Below are 20,735 nucleotides of genomic sequence, written 5' to 3'. Positions count from 1 at the left end.
ATGTTCGGCATGAGCACGGAACACCCGACGCCACCCGCGCTGATCCGCGTCCCGGTCCGGATCGTCGTGCTCGTGGCCGTCCTGCCGGTCCGCATGGCCTGGGACGTCCTCACCGCCACGGGCCGCCTCCTCGACCGCGCCCTGCTCCGCCCGGCGGGCCGCGGCCTGGCACGGCTCTTCGAGCACGCGGTGTCCCGCCCGGCGCGGCGGCTGTACCGCTCGTTCCTCGCCCCGGCGGGCCGGGCGCTCGCGACCGGGGCCGGACGGCTGCTCCGGGCGGTGTGCGTGTGGCCGTGGGTCGGGCTGTGGCGGTACGCGGTCGTGCCGGTCGCGCGGTACGGGATCGCCGTCCCGGCCGTGTGGCTGTGCCGCACGCTCCTGCGGCCGACCGGCCGGGGACTGTTCCGGGGCCTCGCGGCGGCGGGGGAGGGGCTCGGGTGGCTGCTGCCCCGGGCCGGCCGGGGTCTGGCGCGGCTGCTCCGGGCGGTGTGCGTGTGGCCGTGGGTCGGGCTGTGGCGGTACGCGGTCGTGCCGGTCGCCCGGTACGGGATCGCCGTTCCCGCCGTCTGGCTCCACCGCCGGGGCCTCGCCCCGCTCGGCACCGGCTGCTTCCTCCTCCTGGAGAAGCTCCTGTTCGTCCCCCTCGCCGCGCTCTTCCGGTACGTCCTGATCCCCTTCCTCCGGTACGGGATCGCCGTTCCCGCCGTCCTGCTGGACCGCCACGTGCTCACTCCCCTGGCCCAGCGCCTGGGGCGGGCGTTCCGGTGGCTCCTTCCCCGGCTCGGCCGGGCGGTGTTCGTGCGGCCGTGGGCCGGGCTCTGGCGGTACGCGGTCGTGCCCGTCGTCCGGTACGGGATCGCCGTCCCCGCCGTCTGGCTCTGGAGCCGGGTCCTCGTGCCCGTCGCCCGGGAGGCGCGGGACGCGCTCGCCCTGTGCTGGCGGGTCGCCGGGTTCGTGTCGCGGGCCGTCGGCCGGGGTCTGAAGCGGCTCGCGTGGAACCTGCTCGGACGCCCCCTGGTTCTGATCTGGCAGGGGCTCAAGTGGTGCGGTCGGAACCTGGTCGCACGGCCCTCGGTCCTGGCTTGGCAGGGGCTCAAGTGGTGCGGCCGGAACCTGGTCGCACGGCCCGCAGCACGGGCCTGGCACGGTCTTCGGCGGTGCGGGCGGAACCTCGTCGCGCGGCCCCTCGCCCACATGTGGGCGTCCCTCGTCCGGCCCGCCGGGCGGTGGGTCCGCGACGGCGTCCGGGCCCCGGCCCGCAGGATCGCCGCCGAGGCGGGACGCGCCGCGAAGGACGCGCTCGCCTCGGCCCGCGCCACCGTCCGGGAGGCCCGCCGGGACGCCTGGCGCGCCCTCGCCGGCGCGGCCCGGCCGGTCGAGCCCCGGGAACCGCAGGCCGCCCGTGCGCGTACTCTGGGTAGTACAACGAACGTCTCCGGCGCGGTGCCCGCCCCCGAGATCTCCCCGCGGAAGCGGGGGTGAACCGGGCGGACCCCCCGAAGCGACCCGCACATCTCGTGGACGGCGCACGCCCGCGCCGCCCCGCAACGAGGAGAAGAACCACTGGGCAAGCGACAGCCCGAAGGCCCGCCGCCCGCACCGGCGGTGCAGCGCATCCGACTGCGCTACACCAAGCGCGGCCGCCTCCGGTTCACCAGCCACCGCGACTTCCAGCGCGCCTTCGAGCGCGCCCTGCGCCGCGCCGAGGTGCCCATGGCGTACTCGGCCGGCTTCACCCCCCACCCCAAGGTGTCGTACGCCAACGCCGCCCCGACCGGTACCGGCTCCGAGGCCGAGTACCTGGAGATCGCCCTCACCGAGACGCGCGACCCGGAGACCCTGCGGGCCCTGCTCGACGAGTCCCTCCCGGCGGGCCTCGACGTCACCGACGCGGTCGAGGCCCGGACCTCGGGCCTCGCCGACCGGCTCACCGCCTCCGTCTGGGAGCTGCGCCTCGACGGCGTCGCCCCCGAGGCGGCGGAGAAGGCCGTCGAGGCGTTTCTCGCGGCCGAGACCGTGGAAGTACAGCGCAAGACCAAGAACGGCGTCCGCACCTTCGACACCCGTTCCGCGGTCACCGAGCTGACGACCGTCCGTCCCCAGGGCGACCCCCGGGAAGATGGGCCGCTGGACAGCGCCTGTGCGATACTGCGGCTGGTTGTTCGGCACGTGACACCTGCCGTACGACCCGACGACGTCCTGTCCGGTCTCCGAGCCGTGGCCGACCTGGCGCCGCCGGTCCCCGCCGCGGTGACCAGGCTGGCGCAGGGGCTCTTCGACGAGGAGTCCGGCACGGTGACCGACCCGCTCGCGCCCGACCGCGAGGCAGTCACGGCCGCTTCACCCACGGCCGCCGCGACCGCCCCGGCGACGGCGCCGGGTACGGACACCGCGTAGGGAGCGGTCGTCGCAGCGCAGCCCTGGTACTCGGGAGCCACCTGGGTCGGGCCGCGCACTGACCAGGAGACTTTCGCCAGGCCGTCCGCACAGGGCGTACGGAACCGGCGAGCCAGACATACAGCTCCCGTGCGGCGCCCGCGCCCCGGACGGCGGCACCGCGCCACAGGCGCGACCGTGCCGCCGGACCGGAACAAGGCGCGGCGCCCGGGAGCGTGACGGGAGAACCCCGCATGCCCGAGTCCAACGAAGACACCAACGCCCCCGGTGACAAGCTGCCGCCGCGCCGCAGGCGCCGCGCCGCTTCCCGCCCCGCCGGCCCGCCGGTGACGGGCGAGGCCGCCGAGACCACCGAGGCCCCGGCAGCCGACACGCCGGAGCCCGTCGCGGCTTCCGCCCCGGCCGAGCCCGAGGCCGCCCCCGCGCCGCGCACCCGCCGCCGCGCCACCCGCAAGACCGCCGCGCCGGTCGTCGAGACGGCCGGGACGCCGGAGTCGGCGCAGGACCCCGAGCCGGTCGCGGAGACCGCGCCCGAGACCGCCGAGGAGGCCCCCGAGGCCGCTCCGGCGCGCCCGGCCCGCCGCCGCGCCACCCGCAAGGCCACCTCGCCGGTGACCTCCCCGGCCCCGGCCGACGGGACCGCCGAGTCCGGGGCCGCCGAGCCGGTGGCCGCCGCGCCCGCCGAGCAGCCGGCCGTCGAGACCGCGCCCGAGACCGCCGAGGAGGCCGTCCCGCCGGCCCGCACCCGCCGCCGCGCCACCCGCAAGGCCACCGCCCCGGCCGGAGCCCCCGCCCCGGAGGCGGCCGAGGCCCCCGCGCCGGTCGCCGAGACCCCCGCGCCGGCCGTCGCCGAAGCCCCGGCCGAGCCCGAGGCCGCCCCCGCGCCGCGCACCCGCCGCCGCGCCACCCGCAGGACCGCCTCCCCCGAGGCCGCGCCCGCGTCCGAGCAGGCCGCCGCCCCGCAGGCCGCCGAGGCGCCCGCCGCCGGAGAGTCGCTGCCCGAGGCCGCCGTCGCGCAGATCGCCGCCGACGAGGCCGAGGTCGCCGCCGCCGAGACCGCGGCCACGCGCGGCCGCGGCCGCCGCCGCGTCACCTCGCCGCAGTTCACCTCCGAGCCCGCCCCGGCCCGCGAGCCGCGCCGCGCCGCGCGCCCGGCCGTCGCCGTCTTCCAGGCCCCGGTGTTCGCCGAGCCGATGTTCCAGACCCCGGAGACGGCCGCCGCCGCTGCCGCCGTCACGCCCGCGGAGCCGGAGGCCGAGGAGGCCGACGAGACCGTCGAGGTCGACGAGACGGTCGAGGCCGCCGCGCCCGAGGAGACCGCCGAGCGGGCCGAGTCCGGCTCCCGCCGCCGTCGCCGCCGCCGTGGCGAGCCCGTCGCCGTCGAGCCCGTCCCGGCCACCGTCGCCGACGAGCCCGAGGTCGAGGCCGCCGCCGACGAGGCCGAGGAGGCGGAGGAGTCCGAGGAGACGGACGAGTACGAGGACCGTCCCTCCCGCCGCCGTCGCCGCGGCGGCCGCCGCCGCCGTCGCGGTGAGCTCGCCGAGGTCGAGGAGACCGAGGAGGGCGAGGAACCGCACGCCGAGGACGAGTCCGACGAGTCCGAGGACGGCGACGAGGAGTCCGAGGACTCCGAGGGCTTCGCCGGAGGCTCCAGCAGCTCCCGCCGTCGCCGTCGCCGCCGCCGTCGCAGCGGGGACGCCGCCGCCGAGGCCGAGGCGGGCGAGGAGGAGGGCGTCCGCACGGTCGTCAAGGTCCGCGAGCCCCGCCCGGCCCGCGAGAAGGCCGAGCCCGGCACCGGCGCCGACGAGGTCCAGTCCATCAAGGGCTCGACCCGTCTGGAGGCCAAGAAGCAGCGCCGCCGCGAAGGCCGCGAGCAGGGCCGCCGCCGCGTCCCGATCATCACCGAGGCCGAGTTCCTCGCCCGCCGCGAGGCCGTCGAGCGCGTCATGGTCGTCCGCCAGAACGGCGAGCGCACCCAGATCGGCGTCCTGGAAGACAACGTGCTCGTCGAGCACTACGTCAACAAGGAGCAGGCCACCTCGTACGTCGGCAACGTCTACCTGGGCAAGGTCCAGAACGTCCTGCCGTCCATGGAGGCCGCCTTCGTCGACATCGGCAAGGGCCGCAACGCCGTCCTGTACGCCGGCGAGGTCAACTTCGAGGCGCTCGGCATGGGTCACGGCCCGCGCCGCATCGAGACCGCCCTCAAGTCCGGCCAGTCGGTCCTCGTGCAGGTCACGAAGGACCCGATCGGCCACAAGGGCGCCCGTCTGACCAGCCAGGTCTCCCTGCCCGGCCGCTACCTCGTGTACGTGCCCGAGGGCTCGATGACCGGCATCAGCCGCAAGCTCCCCGACACCGAGCGCGCGCGCCTGAAGACCATCCTCAAGAAGATCGTCCCCGAGGACGCGGGCGTCATCGTGCGCACCGCCGCCGAGGGCGCGAGCGAGGACGAGCTGCGCCGCGACGTCGAGCGGCTCCAGGCGCAGTGGGAGGACATCCAGAAGAAGGCGAAGAGCGGCAACGCCCCGACGCTGCTCTACGGCGAGCCGGACATGACCGTCCGGGTCGTCCGCGACATCTTCAACGAGGACTTCTCCAAGGTCATCGTCAGCGGCGACGACGCGTGGGAGACCATCCACGGGTACGTCGGCCACGTCGCCCCGGACCTGACCGACCGCCTGTCCAAGTGGACGAGCGAGGTCGACGTCTTCGCGACGTACCGGATCGACGAGCAGCTGATGAAGGCGCTCGACCGCAAGGTCTGGCTGCCGTCCGGCGGCTCGCTGGTGATCGACAAGACCGAGGCGATGATCGTCGTCGACGTCAACACCGGCAAGTTCACCGGCCAGGGCGGCAACCTGGAGGAGACCGTCACCAGGAACAACCTGGAGGCGGCCGAGGAGATCGTGCGGCAGCTGCGCCTGCGCGACCTGGGCGGCATCGTCGTCATCGACTTCATCGACATGGTCCTGGAGTCCAACCGCGACCTGGTGCTGCGCCGCCTCCTGGAGTGCCTGGGCCGGGACCGGACCAAGCACCAGGTGGCCGAGGTCACCTCGCTCGGCCTGGTCCAGATGACCCGCAAGCGGGTCGGCCAGGGCCTCCTGGAGTCCTTCTCCGAGACCTGCGTCCACTGCAACGGGCGCGGCGTCATCGTCCACATGGAGCAGCCGACCACCTCCGGCGGCGGTGGCGGCGGCAAGCGCGCGAAGAAGCGCGGCCGCGGCGGGGACGGGCACGCCCACGAGCACGAGCACGCCGAGGCGGTGGAGACCGGCGCCGAGGAGCAGGAGGCCGAGACCGAGGCCGAGGTCGCGGCGGAGGTGGCCGCCCCGGTGGCCGTGCCGGTGCCGATCGCCCCGGACGAGGAGCTGTACGGCTCCGTCGCCGAGGCGGAGGCGGCCGCCGCGCGCGGCCGGGGCCGCCGTCGGGCGACCCGCCGGGTGACCGCCCCGGTCGCCTCGACGCCCGTCGCTCCGACGCCGGTCGCCCCGGCCCCGGTCGTCGAGACCGTGACGGAGGCCGTCGTGGCCGAGCCCGTCGCCGAGCCGGCCGCCGGTCCCGAGACCGTCGAGCCCGCGCCCGCGGCGGAGACGGCCCCCGTGACCGAGGCCGTGGTCGAGGAGCCCGCCGCCCCGGCCCCGCGCGGCCGTCGCCGTGCCACCCGCCGGGTGACCTCGCCGGTCGTCTCGACCACGGAGCCGGCCGAGCCGGTCACCGTCGTGGAGACCGCGACCGAGGCCGTGGTGGAGCCGGCGCCGGAGCCCGTCGTGGCCGAGGAGCCCGCCCCGGAGCCCGCTGCCGAGGCCGTCGTCGAGGAGGCCCCCGCGGCCGCCCCGCCGCGCGCCCGCCGCCGGGTGGTCCGCAAGGCCACCGCTCCCGCCGGTTCGCCCGCGGGCGCCGAGGAGGCCGCCGTCGTGGTGGTCGCCGCGGCTCCGGCCGACGAGGAGCCCGGGGCCGCCGAGGCCGAGCCCGCCCCCGCCAAGAAGACGGCGGCGCGCAAGACCGCGGCGAAGAAGACCACGGCCAAGAAGGCCGCCACCAAGAAGACGGCGGCGACCAAGAAGACCGCGGCGAAGAAGACGACCGCCAAGAAGGCCCCGGCCAAGAAGGCGGCGGAGAAGACCTCCGCCCCGGCCCAGGACTGACCGGCGGGCACGGGCCGCCCCGCTCCGCGCAGGAGTCGGGGCGGCCCGTGCCGCCCGGGCGAATTTGACCCCCCGTGTCGGCCGCCCGTAACCTAGACCGTCGGCGCGTCTGTCGGCGCGTCGCGCCTCTGAGCACCTCCCTCCCGTTCGCCGGGAGAGGCCGCTCGTCCGATTCCGGAACGCCGCGGGCCCCCGGGCCCGTGTGAGCGGCTGGCTTCAGAGGCTTCGATCCCGAGTGAGAGAGAGATCCGCGTGTACGCCATCGTGCGCAGCGGTGGTCGCCAGCACAAGGTTGCTGTCGGCGACATCGTTGAGGTTGACAAGATTTCCACTGCCAAGGTTGGCGACACGGTCGAGCTCTCGACCCTGCTCGTTGTCGACGGCGACGCCGTGACCAGCGACCCGTGGGTCCTGGACGGCATCAAGGTCACGGCCGAGGTCGTGGACCACCACAAGGGCGCCAAGATCGACATCCTGCGCTACAAGAACAAGACCGGCTACCGCCGTCGCCAGGGTCACCGCCAGCAGTACACGGCGATCAAGGTCACCGGTATCCCCGCGGCTGCGAAGTAAGAGGGACTGAGACATGGCACACAAGAAGGGCGCATCGTCCACCCGGAACGGGCGCGACTCGAATGCCCAGCGGCTCGGCGTGAAGCGCTTCGGCGGTCAGGTCGTCAACGCGGGTGAGATCCTGGTCCGCCAGCGCGGCACCCACTTCCACCCCGGTGCGGGCGTCGGCCGTGGCGGCGACGACACGCTGTTCGCCCTGCAGGCCGGTTCGGTGCAGTTCGGCACCCACCGTGGCCGCAAGGTCGTGAACATCGTTCCGGTCGCCTGATCGGATCTTTCGCGGAGGCGGACCTCACTTCCCGACAGGGGAAGCGGGTCCGCCTTTCGCGTGTTACTAGATAGACATTCCGTACGTAATAAATGGAGGCACCACCATGACCACCTTCGTGGACCGCGTCGAGCTGCACGTCGCCGCGGGTAACGGAGGCCACGGCTGCGCCTCCGTCCATCGCGAGAAGTTCAAGCCGCTCGGCGGGCCCGACGGCGGCAACGGCGGCCGCGGCGGCGACGTGATCCTGGTCGTCGACCAGGCGGTCACCACCCTCCTCGACTACCACCACTCCCCGCACCGCAAGGCCACCAACGGCCAGCCCGGCGCCGGCGACAACCGCTCCGGCAAGGACGGCCAGGACCTGGTCCTGACCGTGCCCGACGGCACCGTCGTCCTCGACAAGCAGGGCAACGTCCTCGCGGACCTGGTCGGCCAGGGCACCACCTTCGTCGCGGGCCAGGGCGGCCGCGGCGGCCTCGGCAACGCGGCGCTGTCCTCCGCGCGCCGCAAGGCCCCCGGCTTCGCGCTCCTCGGCGAGCCCGGCGAGGCCCGGGACGTCGTCCTGGAGCTCAAGACCGTCGCCGACGTGGCCCTCGTCGGCTACCCGAGCGCCGGCAAGTCCTCGCTGATCTCGGTGCTGTCGGCCGCCAAGCCGAAGATCGCGGACTACCCCTTCACCACGCTCGTCCCGAACCTGGGCGTCGTCACGGCCGGTTCGACCGTCTACACCATCGCCGACGTCCCCGGCCTGATCCCGGGCGCGAGCCAGGGCCGCGGCCTGGGCCTGGAGTTCCTCCGCCACGTGGAGCGCTGCTCGGTCCTCGTCCACGTCCTGGACACGGCCACCCTGGAGTCCGACCGCGACCCGGTCTCCGACCTCGACATCATCGAGGAGGAGCTGCGGCAGTACGGCGGCCTGGAGGACCGGCCCCGGATCGTCGTCCTCAACAAGATCGACATCCCGGACGGCCAGGACCTCGCGGACATGATCCGCCCCGACCTGGAGGAGCGCGGCTACCAGGTGTTCGAGGTCTCCGCCGTGGCCCGCACCGGTCTGAAGGAGCTCTCCTTCGCCCTCGCCGGCATCGTGGCCGAGGCGCGCGCGGCCAAGCCGAAGGAGGAGGCGACCCGGATCGTCATCCGCCCGAAGGCCGTGGACGAGACCGGCTTCACCGTCACGTACGACGAGGCCGAGGAGGTGTACCGGGTGCGCGGCGAGAAGCCGGAGCGCTGGGTCCGCCAGACCGACTTCAACAACGACGAGGCCGTGGGCTACCTGGCCGACCGCCTCAACCGCCTCGGCGTCGAGGACGCGCTGATGAAGGCGGGCGCCCGCTCGGGCGACGGCGTCGCGATCGGCCCCGAGGAGAACGCGGTCGTCTTCGACTGGGAGCCCAGCATGATGGCCGGCGCCGAGATGCTCGGCCGCCGTGGCGAGGACCACCGCCTGGAGGCCCCGCGTCCGGCGGCCCAGCGCCGCCGGGACCGGGACGCGGAGCGCGCCGACCCGCAGCGCGAGTTCGACGAGTTCGACCCGTTCTAAAGCGTCTCCGGCCGGGGCGCGTCCGGAAAGCAGCGCCGTCCGCCCGCCGGGCGGGGCGTTCCGGACGCGTCCCGGCGGAGTCCGGAGTCCCTTCGGCCGCCCGGCGGGCGGACACCGGGGCTCCCGTAGGATCCTGACCGTGAGTACTGTTCCCCCGCCAGAGACCGCAGGCAGGCTCAGCGTCGTCGTCATCGCCTACAACGACGAGGAGCTGGTCGGCGAGGCCGTCAGGTCCGCGCTCGAACAAGGACCCGTGGTGGCCGAGGTCGTGGCGGTCGACGACCGCTCCGACGACGGCACGGTGCGGGTGCTCGACGAGCTGGCGGCCCGGCACCCCCGGCTGCGGGTGGTGCGCCGCACGGAGAACAGCGGCGGCTGCGGCACCCCGCGCAACGACGGCATGGCCGCCGCCACCGCCCCGTACGTCATGTTCCTCGACAGCGACGACGTCCTGCCGCCCGGCGCCGCCGACGCCCTGGTCGCCGCCGCGGAACGGCACCGGGCCCCCGTCGCCGTCGGCGTCTGCGTCCGCCGCGAGCTCCCCGAGGGCCGGGACGTGCGCTGGCAGCCCGGCCTCTACCGGGAACCGGCCGTCCTGGAGACGCCCGAGGAGCTGCGCCCCCTCGTCCACGACACCCTCTGCGTCAACAAGGTCTACGACCGGGCCTTCCTCGACGCGCACGGCATCCGCTTCCCCGACGGCCGGTTCGTCTACGAGGACTTCCTCTTCACCGCCCGCGTGTACGCGGCCGTTCCCCGCGTCGCCGTGGTCCCCGACACCGTCTACGTCTGGCACGTCCGCCGGGCCGCCGCCCGGCTGTCGATCTCCCTCGACCGGGAGGACGTCTCCAACTGGCGGTCCCGGACCGCTGCCCACGGCGCGGCCGTCGAGACCTTCGCCGAGGCGGGACGGACGGACCTCGCCGCCGCCTGCCGCACCAAGTTCCTCGAACACGACCTGCGGATGTACGCCAGGGACCTGCGGCTGCGCGACGCCGGCCACCGCGCCGAGTGGTGGGAGGTCACCCGCGAGCACCTGGCCGGCTTCCGGGAGCCGGAGATCGCCGCCGCCGCCGCTCCCGCCCGCTGGGCCGCGCGCTTCCTGCTGGCCGCGAAGGAGCCGTGCGACCTGCTCCGGCTGTCCCGGCTGTGCGCCCGGCCGCCCCGGCTGCTCGCGCCCCACGCCGGCACCCGCGCCGACGCCGTCTGGTCCGAGGAGCTGCCGGAGGCCCGCCTCGACGGCATGGACCGGCTGCCGCTCGACGAACTGCCGCTCGTCGTCGACGCCGTCCTGCGTCCCGGCGATTTGACCCTCACGGCGCGGGACCTGTACGGACGGCTCGCCGAGGCGGTCCCCCGCACCGCCGAGGTCGCCTTCCTGCCGCGCGGCGGGACCGGCCCCGTCCACACCGAACGGGTCGACCTGCGGGCCGGGACCGGCGAGGACGGGACGGAGCCCCACTGGACGGGCCGCGCCCCGGTCCGGCTCAACCGGCTGGTCGGCGCCGGCCGGCGGCTCGGCCGCCGGGGCGTCCAGCTCTGGGACTTCACCGTCACGGTCGCCTGCGCGAACGGCGAGTCGTACACCACGGCGCTCCGCCCGGTGACCGGAACCCAGCGGCGATCGGTGCTTCCGAGCAGCCGGTACGGTGTACTCCTGGTGCAGCAGTACACCACGGCGAACGGTTCGCTGGCGGTACGGATGGTGTCCGGTGCCCGGGACGGCTTCCGGGTGGTCAGGGCCCGGTTCCGCCGGTTCGTCCGCAGTTCTCAGTGAAAGGTTTTGGGCGTTATGACTTATCTGATCACCGGTGGTGCCGGATACATCGGCTCGCACGTGGTCCGCGCCATGACGCAGGCGGGCGAGCGGGTCGTCGTCCTCGACGACCTCTCCACGGGCTACGAGGCGCGGGTGCCGGAGGGCGTCCCGCTGGTGGTCGGTTCGACGCTCGACCGCGAGGTCCTGGACCGCACGATCGCCGAGCACGGCGTGACCGGCGTCGTCCACCTGGCCGCCAAGAAGCAGGTCGGCGAGTCCGTCGAACTGCCGCTGCACTACTACCGCGAGAACGTCATCGGCCTCACGGTCCTCCTGGAGGCCGTCGCCGCCGCCGGGGTGCGCAACTTCCTCTTCTCCTCCTCCGCCTCCGTCTACGGCATGCCGGACGTCGACCTCGTCACCGAGGAGACCCCCTGCCTGCCGCTGAGCCCGTACGGCGAGACGAAGCTGGCGGGCGAGTGGCTGGTCCGCGCGGCGGGCGCCGCCCACGGCATCTCCACGGCCTGCCTGCGCTACTTCAACGTGGCCGGCGCGGCGACCCCCGAGCTGGCGGACACCGGGGTCTTCAACCTGGTCCCGATGGTCTTCGAGCGCCTGGACGCGGGGGAGGCCCCGCGGATCTTCGGCGACGACTACGACACCCCCGACGGCACCTGCGTCCGCGACTACATCCACGTCGAGGACCTGGCCGACGCGCACCTCGTCGCCGCGCGCAAGCTCGCGGAGTGGGCCGACGCGGGCGCACCGCGCGACCTGACCGTCAACATCGGCCGCGGCGAGGGCGTCTCCGTCACCGAGATGGTGGCGCTGATCAACGAGATCACCGGTCACACGACCGAGCCCCTCGTCACCCCGCGCCGTCCCGGCGACCCCGCCCGGGTCGTGGCCTCCGCCGACCGCATCGCCGCCGAGCTGGGCTGGAAGGCCCGCCACGACGTGCGCGACATGATCGAGTCGGCCTGGGCCGGCTGGGTCGCCCGCCGCGCCGCCGCGGTCTGACGCCGTACGGAACGCACGGGAAAGACGCTTTGCGGGGGACGTAAGGAAAAGGGCCGGGGAGTCGCCTCCCCGGCCCTTTCCCGTACGACGGGTCCCGCGTCGCGGTCCGTCCGTCAGCGCTCCAGGAAGGCGAACAGCGCCTCCCAGCGGTCGGTGATCTCGTCGGACGAGTACCGCTTCACGTTCTCGAAGGCCGCGTCGCCCATCCGGTCGCGCAGCTCCTTGTCGGAGATCAGCGCGCTGATGTGCCCGCCCAGCTCCGCCGCGTTGCCGAGCCGCGCGAGCAGCCCGTCCTCGCCGTCCCGGATGATCTCCCGGACGCCCGGCGCGCAGTCGAACGCGGCGCAGGGCACGCCCGCCGCCATCGCCTCCAGGAGGGTGATCGGGAAGCCCTCGGCACGGGACGCCTGCGCGAACACCGAGGCGCCGGCGAGCGCCCCGAGCACGTCGTTGGTACGGCCCATCCACTCCACGGACCCGTCGAGGCCCAGCTCGGTGGTCTGCCGCCGCAGGGCCGGCTCCTCGTCGCCGGCGCCGTAGATCCGCAGCTTCCAGTCGGGGTGGCGGGGGGCGATCTCGGCCCAGGCGTCGAGCAGCATGTCGACGCCCTTCTCGTGCGAGAGGCGGCCGACGGAGACCACGACCTTCTCCTCGCGCGGCACCGGGGCCGGCGGCATGAACGGCAGGGCGTTCGGCATGTGGCCGACGTTGTCCATGCCGGCGCGGATCAACTGGTCCGCGTCGCCCGGGGTGAGGGCGAGGAGCCGGTCGACGTCCCGGTAGTGGCGCTTCACCCGGGCGAGCCGGGAGGACGCGGCGCTCGCCTCGTACGACTCGTGGCTCATGCCGATCACCAGGAGCCCCTTGGTGTCGGCGAGCGCCACCCACTCCATCGCCCACACCTGGGTCACGATCACGACCGCGCCGGGCCGGGCGGCGGCGAAGAGCGCCGACATCCGGTCCGCGCGCTCCCGCATCCCGGCGGCACGGGCGGCGTGCCGCCGCCGCTCCGCCGCGTTGAGCCTGCCCTTGAGGCCGCGCAGCGGCTTCACCTGCGGCGGGTGCGCGTCGTACAGCGTGGTGGTGTCGTACGGCAGCGGGTCCGGGAACTCGTGCTGCCGTCCGGCCGGGGCGGGGGTGATGCCGATGACGTGGAGCCGGTGGCCGCGGGAGGCGAACTCACGGGCCATCTGGTGCGTCCAGGTGGTCACACCGCCCATCTCGTCCACGCTGTTGGAGACGATGAAGATGTCGCGGCCGCCGGACACGGCGGTCTGGTTGGTCACTTACCGCTCCCGGTGAAGAACTTGGCGACGATCCGGCGGGCCGCGTCGCCCCGGTCGTACTCGCTGAACTCTGCGTTGAACCGCTGGCGGGCCGCCGCGTACTTGGTGTCGGCCTCGTCCTTGAAGTTGGCGATCACTCCGAAGAGTTCCTCCGCCGTGGCCACGACCGGACCCGGCGCGCGCTCCTTCAGGTCGAAGTAGGTGCCCCGGTTCTCCTTGGCGTACTCGTCGTAGTCGTAGGTGAAGAAGATCATCGGGCGGTCGAGCAGCCCGTAGTCGAACATCACGGACGAGTAGTCGGTGATCAGCCCGTCCGCGAGGGCGAGCAGCGGGGTGATGTCGTGGTGGGAGGAGACGTCGATGACCCGTCCCCGCACCGACGGCGGCAGCGTCACGCTGTTCAGGTAGTGCGTCCTGATCAGCAGCGTGTGGGTCTCGCCGAAGCGCTCGGCGAACTCCTGGACGTCGAACGGGGCCCGGAAGGCGCGGACCTTGCCGCCCGGGGCGGCCCGGAAGGTCGGCGCGTACAGGAGCACCTTCTTCTCCGGGGCGATGCCCAGCTCCGCGGCGAGCCCGCCGCGCTCCCGGACGCCGCTCTCGGCCTCCTTGCGGCGGGTCTCGGCCAGCTCGTCGTTGCGCGGGTAGCCGACGGGGAGCAGCACCTCGTCGCGGAGCCGGAAGCCCTTCGCGAGGGTCCGCCGGTCGTGCTCGCCGCGGATCAGGAAGTGGTCGAAGCGGTCCAGGGACTGCTGGAAGGAGGCCTGGGCGGCGAGGCCGCGGGCCTTGGTGTTGGGCTCGTCGAAGCCCATCCGCTTCAGGGCGGTGCCGTGCCAGGTCTGGATGTACGTGGTCCCCGGGCGCTTGGCGAGGCGCAGCGGGAACCCCTGGTTGTCGATCCAGAACTCGGCCTGGGCGAGCGCCCGCAGGTACTGCCAGCTCCAGCGCTTCACGAGGGTGGCGTCCTGCGGGAAGCCGGTCGGCTTCGCGCCCTCGTAGGACCACACGGCCTCGAAGGGGACGCCCTGGCGGCGCATCTCCTCGTAGATCGCCTTGGGGCTGTCGCTGTACTGCTTGCCGAGGTGGCTCTCGAAGACCACGAGGCCCTTGCGGATCGGCAGCTTGCTGTAGAACTCGTGGTAGACGCGCAGCTTGGTCTCGCCCGAGTTCAGGTCCTTCTTGGCCTTCAGGAGGCGGCGCAGGCTCGTCTTCGCCAGCCGGGCGGTGCGCCCGTGCATGGCGCCCTCGATCATCGAGGAGGTGCGCACGGCCGCCCTGCCCTCGGCGGAGAGCACGTAGGAGAGGTTGCCCTTCTTCGTGATCTCGGGGACGAGGCGGTCGGAGACCAGCGTCGTCAGTCGCGGACGGACCTTCAGGGAACGGGCGTTGTCGAGGGAGGTGCCGCCGACGGAGACCCGGGTGCGCAGCTCCCGGCCGTCGACCGTGAGGATCAGCCGGACGTCCCAGACCGCGTCGATGACGCCGAGCGGGCGCACGGTGCGGGCGACGTCCGCCGTGCCCTCCCACTCGATCCACTCGCCGGCGTGCCGGACCGAGGTCACCGGGATGCGGGCGGCCTTGCCGCCGACGCTGCGGCGGGCCGAGAACTCGAGGACCGCGCCGAGCTTCGCGTCCGGGGCGATCCGCCCCAGCGGGTTGACCACCCGGCCGGCCAGCTTGACGACGCCGTCGGTGCTCTCGTACGAGGTCAGCCGGTTGCCGAGGGCGAGCGCGGTGAGCGGGCGGGTGTGGAAGCCGCGCGCGGTGACGTCGAGGACCTGGCGGCCCTGCTCGGTGTCCAGGTGCCGGTCGCACCAGTAGACCCGCCCGTCGACCTCGGCGAGCGGGGAGGTGAGGCGGCCCGCGTTGGTGAGCGCCTCGGTGGCCGGGAGCAGGTTGTCCCAGTCCTCCTTGCTCAGCAGGTAGGCGCAGATGGCGTGCAGCGGCTGCACCTCCTCGTACGCCCTCGGGTCGACCTCGGCGAGGTAGCCGTTGGCCAGCTCGGCGAACTCGCGCCGGTAGTCCTCGTCGAGCAGCGCCAGGTCGCGGAAGTGGAGGACCAGGTCGTGCTTGAGGAACTTGATGTCCTTGCGGTACTTGAGCTCGTCGTAGCCCTTGCTCTCCAGCAGGGCGTCCACCCGGCGGTGTATCTCCATGCGGTGCACGAAGTTGGCGATCTCGTGGCGCCGGTTGCTGATCGACTTGGCGGCGGCGCTCTCCTGCACGTTCCAGTAGTAGACCGTGTTGGGGATGAGCGTGATCCGGCTCGCGGCGACGTAGGCCTGGGCGGAGAAGAGCAGGTCCTCGTAGTGGATGCCGACCGGGAACTCCAGGCCGGACTCCAGGAGGAACGCGCGCCGGTAGCACTTGTTCGTCGACAGGGTGTCGAAGGTCAGCAGGTCGGGCAGCTCGGTGATCGACTCGATCGTCCGGGTCGTGGAGTAGATCCACGGGTACCAGGCGGTGGTCTTCTTGTGGCGGCTGTCCAGGTGCACGCGGACGCAGAGGCCGGAGACGATGTCGGAGCCGGTGCTCTCGGCGGCGTCCAGCATGTTGCGGCAGGCGTTGCGTTCGAGCACGTCGTCGCTGTCGAGGAACATGACGTAGTCGCCGGCGCACTGCTGGATGCCGTAGTTGCGGGGAGCGCCGCAGCCGCCGCTGTTCCGCGGCAGCTGGAAGGCCCTCACCCGGTCGGGGTGCGCGGCGGCGAGCGACTGGGCGACCTCGAAGGTGCTGTCCTTGCTGCAGTCGTCGACGATCACCACTTCGACGCCGTGCAGGGTCTGCTCCAGTACCGATCGAACGGCCGTCGGGAGACGCTCTGCGTCGTTGTATGCGATGACGACCACGGAGACGTCAGGCACTTGCACCTCGATCCATTTGTCTTTCCTCCAGACACACCCAAGCTACCTGGTGTTCCCCGTCCGGTTCTTCGTGCCGTGCGGCGGCGCGGGGCCCGCCGCTTTCCGATCGTGACGGAAGGAACGGGCCCGCGGGGACCATCATCCCCGCGTGTCGGAGTCGCCCGTACGGGCGTTTCCCCACCGGCGTCCCGCCGGAGCGGTCGGCACCCGGCCGCACACGAGGGGAGAAGGCACCGAGAACCCTCTCACGACGGGCCGGGCGAAGTGACGGGAAACACACCTCGCCCGGGTTCCCCCGTGGCGGGGACGGGGGAACCCGGGCGAGGCGGCGGTCCCGGTCAGGGGCGGCGGAGCCGGTCCACCTCGTAGTAGCGGGCCGCGCACTGGGCGGCCCAGTCGCGCTTGTACGACGAGGTGAAGAAGGGCTCGGCGAGCCAGCCGATGTGCAGGGGCTTGTACGTCGCCTCGGTGGCGCCCTTCGCCACGTCCGCGCGGATCCGGGCGTTCTGGTTGTCCCAGGCGATGGACCGGTAGACCGTCGTCCGGCTCAGCACGTACACGGGCTGGACCAGGGCGGCCACGCTGCCCAGGGCGAGCGCGCCCACCGCGACCAGCGTGACGGCGCGGGCGGCCGGGCGGCCGGGGGCGAGGAGCAGTCGCCCGAGGCGGTGACCGGCCCACGTGCCGTACGCGCAGAGGACGAGCAGCAGCGGCACGAGGAAGTTGGTCCAGGTCCGGCCGTACGTCCAGCCGCTCGGGCCGTAGCCGCTGCGCAGGCCGTACGTGACGCCCAGGCTCGCGAGGGCGATCAGCGGCACCGGCAGGAGCGCCAGGAGCCACGGCACCCGGCGGCGGCCGGCGGAGCCGTCGCGGTCCCGCACGGGACCGGCGAAGGCGAGGCCGAGGCCCAGGAGGGCGCCGACGGCGAGGGCTCCCAGGTACGCCCACTGGTCGGCGATCGTCTGCCAGATGCGCCACCAGTCGTTGAAGACCTGTCCCAGCTCCTCGGCCGTCAGCGGCTTCGGGGGAGTCTGGGACCGCCGCCACCGCGCGCCGGGGGAGGTGTAGAGGAGGACGAGGCCCGTGCCGAGACCGAGGCAGGCGGCGGTGCACCAGGTGGTGACGTACCAGTCCTTCGCCCGGCCGAAGCGGGGGAGGCAGACGAGTCCGGCGGCGACCGCGAAGATCCCGGCCACCATGGTGAAGGGCTCGCTGAGCATGCCGATCGCCAGACCGGTCAGGGCCGCCATGGCCACGGCGGCCCTCCGGCCCCACCGGCGCCCGGAGCGGGCTCCCGCGACGGCGCCGAGCACCGCGGCGAGGCCCATCAGGCTGGGCAGGGTGTGGGAGATGGTGGCGGGGGCCCAGAGCAGCGCCTGGTACGCGCGCGTGCCCGCGAAGAACAGCAGGGCCTCGAAGAGCGCCACCGCGGCCACGAGGAGCACGGCGGGGGGCCGGGGGAGGCCCAGGGCCCGCACCGCGGCGCGGGCCAGGAAGAAGAGGACCACGCCGAAGCCGACCACCAGGACCGTGGGCAGCACCTTCACGCCCAGCAGGTCGTCGAAGTAGACGACGCCGGTGAGGAAGGCGTTGGTGACGCGGCCGTTCTGGGTGTTGTAGAAGTCCGCGGTGATGCCGAGGACGCCCATGTCACGGGACTTCCAGAGGGCGCACCAGTCGTCCGACGTGGGGCGCACGTAGAGGCCGAGGAAGGCGCCGACGGCGAGCAGGGCCCCGGCTCCGGCGGTGACGGCGAGAGAGACCCCGGTCAGCGCCCGGCGGAAGAGGCCCCCGCCGGCGGCGCCGGCCTCCGACCCGTCCTCCGGCGCCCGTTCCTCACTCTGTTCCGAGATGGTGGTCTTGCTCACCGGTGGTAACTCCTGCCGGCCGGAGGCCGTGTCTCAAGGTGACAAATGAGTGAAATGCCACGTATTTTCAAGGTCTTTCCCGCATGCTTTATTGTATGGACGACATGCCGACCGGGACGGCCGTGCAGGGCACGCCGGACGGTCATCACCACCTCGTACCGCACGGTGCCGCTTCAGGATGAGCCCGGCGGTGGCCCCTCAGAGCGTGCTCTCGTCCATCCTTCTGGAGTGACCGTTCCATGACCAAACTCTCCGTCGTCGTTCCCTGCTTCAACGAGGAAGACGTGGTCGAGCTCTTCGACGCGCGGATGCGCCAGGTGCTCGACACCCTCGCGGTCGACTACGAGATCTGCTACGTGGACGACGGCAGCTCCGACGGGACGCTGGGCAAGCTGCGCGAGATCGCCTCCCTGCACCCGAACCGCACACAGTATGCCTCCTTCAGCCGCAACTTCGGCAAGGAAGCCGGCATGCTCGCGGGCCTGACCAAGGCCGTCGGCGACGCCGTGGTGATCATGGACGCCGACCTCCAGCACCCGCCGGAGCTGCTCGGCCGCATGCTGGAGCTCTACCACCAGGGCCACGACCAGGTGATAGCGCGGCGCACCCGCGAGGGCGACAAGAAGCTCCGCAGCGCCCTCAGCCGCACCTACTACCGGGCCGTGAACCGCTGGGTGGACGTGGAGCTCACCGACGGCGTCGGGGACTTCCGCCTGCTCTCCCGCCCCGCCGTCGACGCGCTGCTCTCGCTCCCCGAGTACAACCGCTTCTCCAAGGGCCTCTTCTCCTGGATCGGCTTCGACACCGTCACCTTCGACTACCAGAACGCCGCGCGCGAGGGCGGCGAGACGAAGTGGAAGTTCAGCTCCCTGGTCAACTACGGCATGGACGGGCTGATCTCCTTCAACAACCGTCCGCTGCGCATGGCCCTCTGGCTCGGCATGATGCTGACCGGCCTCGCCGCCGTGTACGCGGTCTGGGTCGCCGTCAACGCCATCACCCAGGGCGTCGACGCGCCCGGCTACGTCACCCTGGTCGCGATCATCGTGGGCCTCGGCGGCGTGCAGATGATGATGCTGGGACTGATCGGCGAGTACATCGGCCGCATCTACTACGAGACCAAGCGCCGGCCGCACTTCCTCGTCAAGGAGACCCACCACTCCACCGGCCGCACCATCGCCGACAGCGCCGCCGAGCACCTGCGCGTCGCGACCCCCGAGCGGGAGCGCTGATGGGCGCGGGCCGGGACGGACGACCCGGCCCCTCCGGAGACGCCGGTCCCGGCCCCGCCGGGGAGACCGGCCCCGCGGAGGGCGCCGCACAGGCCTCCCCGCGGCGGGCACGGCTCGCCGAGATCTTCCGCTTCGCCCTGGTGGGCGGGGTCAACACCGGCACGTTCTTCGGGTGCTACCTGCTCCTCCACCCGTGGATGCCCTACTTCGCCGCGTACTCCCTCGCCTTCCTGCTCAGCATGATCGGCTCCTTCTTCCTCAACACCTACTTCACCTACCGCACCCGCCCCACCTGGAAGAAGTTCGCCCTCTTCCCCCTCACCAACGTCACCAACTACCTGGTGCAGAGCGTCGGCCTGTACGCGCTCGTCACCTGGGCCGGAATGGACGACAGGATCGCGCCGCTCGTGGCGGCCGTCGTCGCGATCCCCTTCACCTACCTGATCTCCCAGCGGATCCTGGTGCCCCGCGGCACCGGCGCCGCGTCCGGCTCGTCCGGCCGGTCCGGTCCGGAGAGCGAAACGGACGAGCGGCAGCCCTCCCGGCTCGCGTAGATTGCCCTGGCGGCCGGGCGCGGAGCGCCCGGCGCCACGGGACGGCCGAGTGAGGACGACGCAGGTGACGACGCAGGTGACGGGTCAGACGGACAGCGCGAGGCAGTACGTGACGGAGGCCCGCAGGATCGTCGTCAAGGTCGGTTCCTCCTCCCTCACCACCGCCTCCGGAGGCCTCGACGCCGACCGGGTCGACGCCCTCGTCGACGTGCTCGCCAAGGTCCGCAGCGGCGGTGAGAAGGAGATCGTCCTGGTCTCCTCCGGCGCCATCGCCGCGGGCCTCGCCCCGCTCGGCCTCACCCGCCGCCCCAAGGACCTCGCCCGCCAGCAGGCCGCCGCCAGCGTCGGCCAGGGACTGCTGGTGGCCCGCTACACCGCCTCCTTCGCCCGCTACGGCGTCCGCGTCGGCCAGGTCCTCCTCACCACCGACGACACCAGCCGGCGGGCCCACTACCGCAACGCGTACCGGACCCTCGACCAGCTCCTCACCATGGGCGCGCTGCCCGTCGTCAACGAGAACGACACCGTCGCCACGGACGAGATCCGCTTCGGCGACAACGACCGGCTCGCCGCCCTCGTCGCCCACCTCGTCCGCGCCGACCTGCTCGTGCTGCTCTCCGACGTCGACGGGCTCTACGACGGCGACCCGTCCAAGCCCGGCACCTCGCGGATCGCCGAGGTCGCGGGCCCCGACGACATCGCCCACGTCGAGATCGGTTCGGCCGGCAAGGCGGGCGTCGGCACCGGCGGCATGGTCACCAAGGTCGAGGCGGCCCGGATCGCCGCCGCCGCCGGCATCCCCGTCGTCCTCACCTCGGCGAGCCGGGCCGCCGACGCCCTCGCGGGACGGGACACCGGCACGTACTTCCACCGCACCGGCCGCCGCTCCGCCGACCGGCTGCTCTGGCTCGCCCACGCCTCCACCCCGCAGGGCTCCCTCACCCTCGACGACGGGGCCGTCCGCGCCGTCGTGGAGGGCAAGAAGTCGCTGCTCGCGGCCGGTCTCGCGGGCGTCGAGGGCGACTTCGTGGCCGGCGACCCGGTCGAGCTGCGCGACGCCGCCGGCCGGGCCGTCGCCCGCGGCCTCGTCAACTTCGACGCCAAGGAGATCCCCCGGATGCTCGGCCGCTCCACCCCCGAGCTCGCCAGGGAGCTGGGGCCGGAGTACGAGCGCGAGATCGTCCACCGCGACGACCTCGTCGTCATCGGCTGAAGGCGCC

13 protein-coding genes and 1 pseudogene are annotated in these 20,735 nt (G+C 73.4%); 11 read left to right on the top strand and 3 right to left on the bottom strand.

Annotated features, from left to right (window positions below; all coding sequences use genetic code 11):
- Positions 1-9: 9 nt before the first annotated feature.
- The 8 genes and pseudogenes from ACIQKA_RS09645 (at position 10) to galE (ending at position 11,714) form a co-directional block, all read left to right on the top strand.
- On the top strand, positions 10-1,482 hold the full coding sequence (locus ACIQKA_RS09645; RefSeq protein ID WP_402540561.1) for a hypothetical protein: 1,473 nt from the start codon (positions 10-12) through the stop codon (positions 1,480-1,482).
- Between the two features lie 123 nt (positions 1,483-1,605).
- On the top strand, positions 1,606-2,397 hold the full coding sequence (locus ACIQKA_RS09640; RefSeq protein ID WP_383152450.1) for a TIGR03936 family radical SAM-associated protein: 792 nt from the start codon (positions 1,606-1,608) through the stop codon (positions 2,395-2,397).
- A gap of 233 nt (positions 2,398-2,630) precedes the next feature.
- Positions 2,631-5,510, top strand: a pseudogene (locus tag ACIQKA_RS09635) (Rne/Rng family ribonuclease); the annotation flags it as partial.
- A 1,290-nt stretch (positions 5,511-6,800) separates the two neighbouring features.
- Entirely contained in the window at positions 6,801-7,121 is a 321-nt protein-coding gene (gene rplU / locus ACIQKA_RS09630; RefSeq protein ID WP_018487143.1) for a 50S ribosomal protein L21, read from the top strand.
- Between the two features lie 13 nt (positions 7,122-7,134).
- Positions 7,135-7,389: a 50S ribosomal protein L27 gene (gene rpmA / locus ACIQKA_RS09625; RefSeq protein WP_010041940.1), complete on the top strand. Its 255-nt coding sequence runs from the start codon at positions 7,135-7,137 to the stop codon at positions 7,387-7,389.
- Between the two features lie 106 nt (positions 7,390-7,495).
- Entirely contained in the window at positions 7,496-8,935 is a 1,440-nt protein-coding gene (obgE, locus tag ACIQKA_RS09620; protein WP_383152449.1) for a GTPase ObgE, read from the top strand.
- A gap of 139 nt (positions 8,936-9,074) precedes the next feature.
- Positions 9,075-10,712 carry a glycosyltransferase family 2 protein gene (locus ACIQKA_RS09615; RefSeq protein WP_383152448.1) on the top strand — a complete coding sequence of 546 codons (1,638 nt, stop codon included), beginning with the start codon at positions 9,075-9,077 and terminating at the stop codon, positions 10,710-10,712.
- Positions 10,713-10,727: 15 nt separating this feature from the next.
- Entirely contained in the window at positions 10,728-11,714 is a 987-nt protein-coding gene (gene galE / locus ACIQKA_RS09610; protein WP_383152447.1) for a UDP-glucose 4-epimerase GalE, read from the top strand.
- A 113-nt stretch (positions 11,715-11,827) separates the two neighbouring features.
- Here the strand turns inward: galE and ACIQKA_RS09605 are convergent, their stop codons facing one another.
- The 3 genes from ACIQKA_RS09605 to ACIQKA_RS09595 form a co-directional block, all read right to left on the bottom strand.
- Positions 11,828-12,934: a glycosyltransferase gene (locus ACIQKA_RS09605; RefSeq protein ID WP_383152467.1), complete on the bottom strand. Its 1,107-nt coding sequence runs from the start codon at positions 12,932-12,934 to the stop codon at positions 11,828-11,830.
- Positions 12,935-12,996: 62 nt separating this feature from the next.
- On the bottom strand, positions 12,997-15,867 hold the full coding sequence (locus ACIQKA_RS09600; protein ID WP_383152446.1) for a CDP-glycerol glycerophosphotransferase family protein: 2,871 nt from the start codon (positions 15,865-15,867) through the stop codon (positions 12,997-12,999).
- 332 nt (positions 15,868-16,199) lie between these two features.
- Positions 16,200-17,729 (bottom strand): DUF6056 family protein, encoded by a 1,530-nt coding sequence (locus ACIQKA_RS09595; protein WP_402540559.1) that lies wholly within the window; start codon positions 17,727-17,729, stop codon positions 16,200-16,202.
- A gap of 239 nt (positions 17,730-17,968) precedes the next feature.
- On the opposite strand from ACIQKA_RS09595, the gene ACIQKA_RS09590 reads away from it, so the two are divergent.
- The 3 genes from ACIQKA_RS09590 to proB all read left to right on the top strand — a co-directional run bounded on the left by ACIQKA_RS09590 (position 17,969) and on the right by proB (position 20,728).
- Positions 17,969-18,961 (top strand): glycosyltransferase family 2 protein, encoded by a 993-nt coding sequence (locus ACIQKA_RS09590; RefSeq protein ID WP_383152444.1) that lies wholly within the window; start codon positions 17,969-17,971, stop codon positions 18,959-18,961.
- 122 nt (positions 18,962-19,083) lie between these two features.
- Positions 19,084-19,515: a GtrA family protein gene (locus ACIQKA_RS09585; protein WP_383152466.1), complete on the top strand. Its 432-nt coding sequence runs from the start codon at positions 19,084-19,086 to the stop codon at positions 19,513-19,515.
- A gap of 109 nt (positions 19,516-19,624) precedes the next feature.
- The gene (gene proB / locus ACIQKA_RS09580) at positions 19,625-20,728 is read left to right on the top strand and encodes a glutamate 5-kinase (RefSeq protein WP_383152465.1); all 1,104 of its coding nucleotides are present in this window, start codon (positions 19,625-19,627) and stop codon (positions 20,726-20,728) included.
- Positions 20,729-20,735: the final 7 nt, after the last annotated feature.

The sequence above is a fragment of the Streptomyces sp. NPDC092045 genome, from assembly GCF_044756005.1.
Classification (GTDB): domain Bacteria; phylum Actinomycetota; class Actinomycetes; order Streptomycetales; family Streptomycetaceae; genus Streptomyces.
Note: the sequence above shows the minus strand (reverse complement) of the source record. Positions and strands in the feature narration are given on the sequence as shown.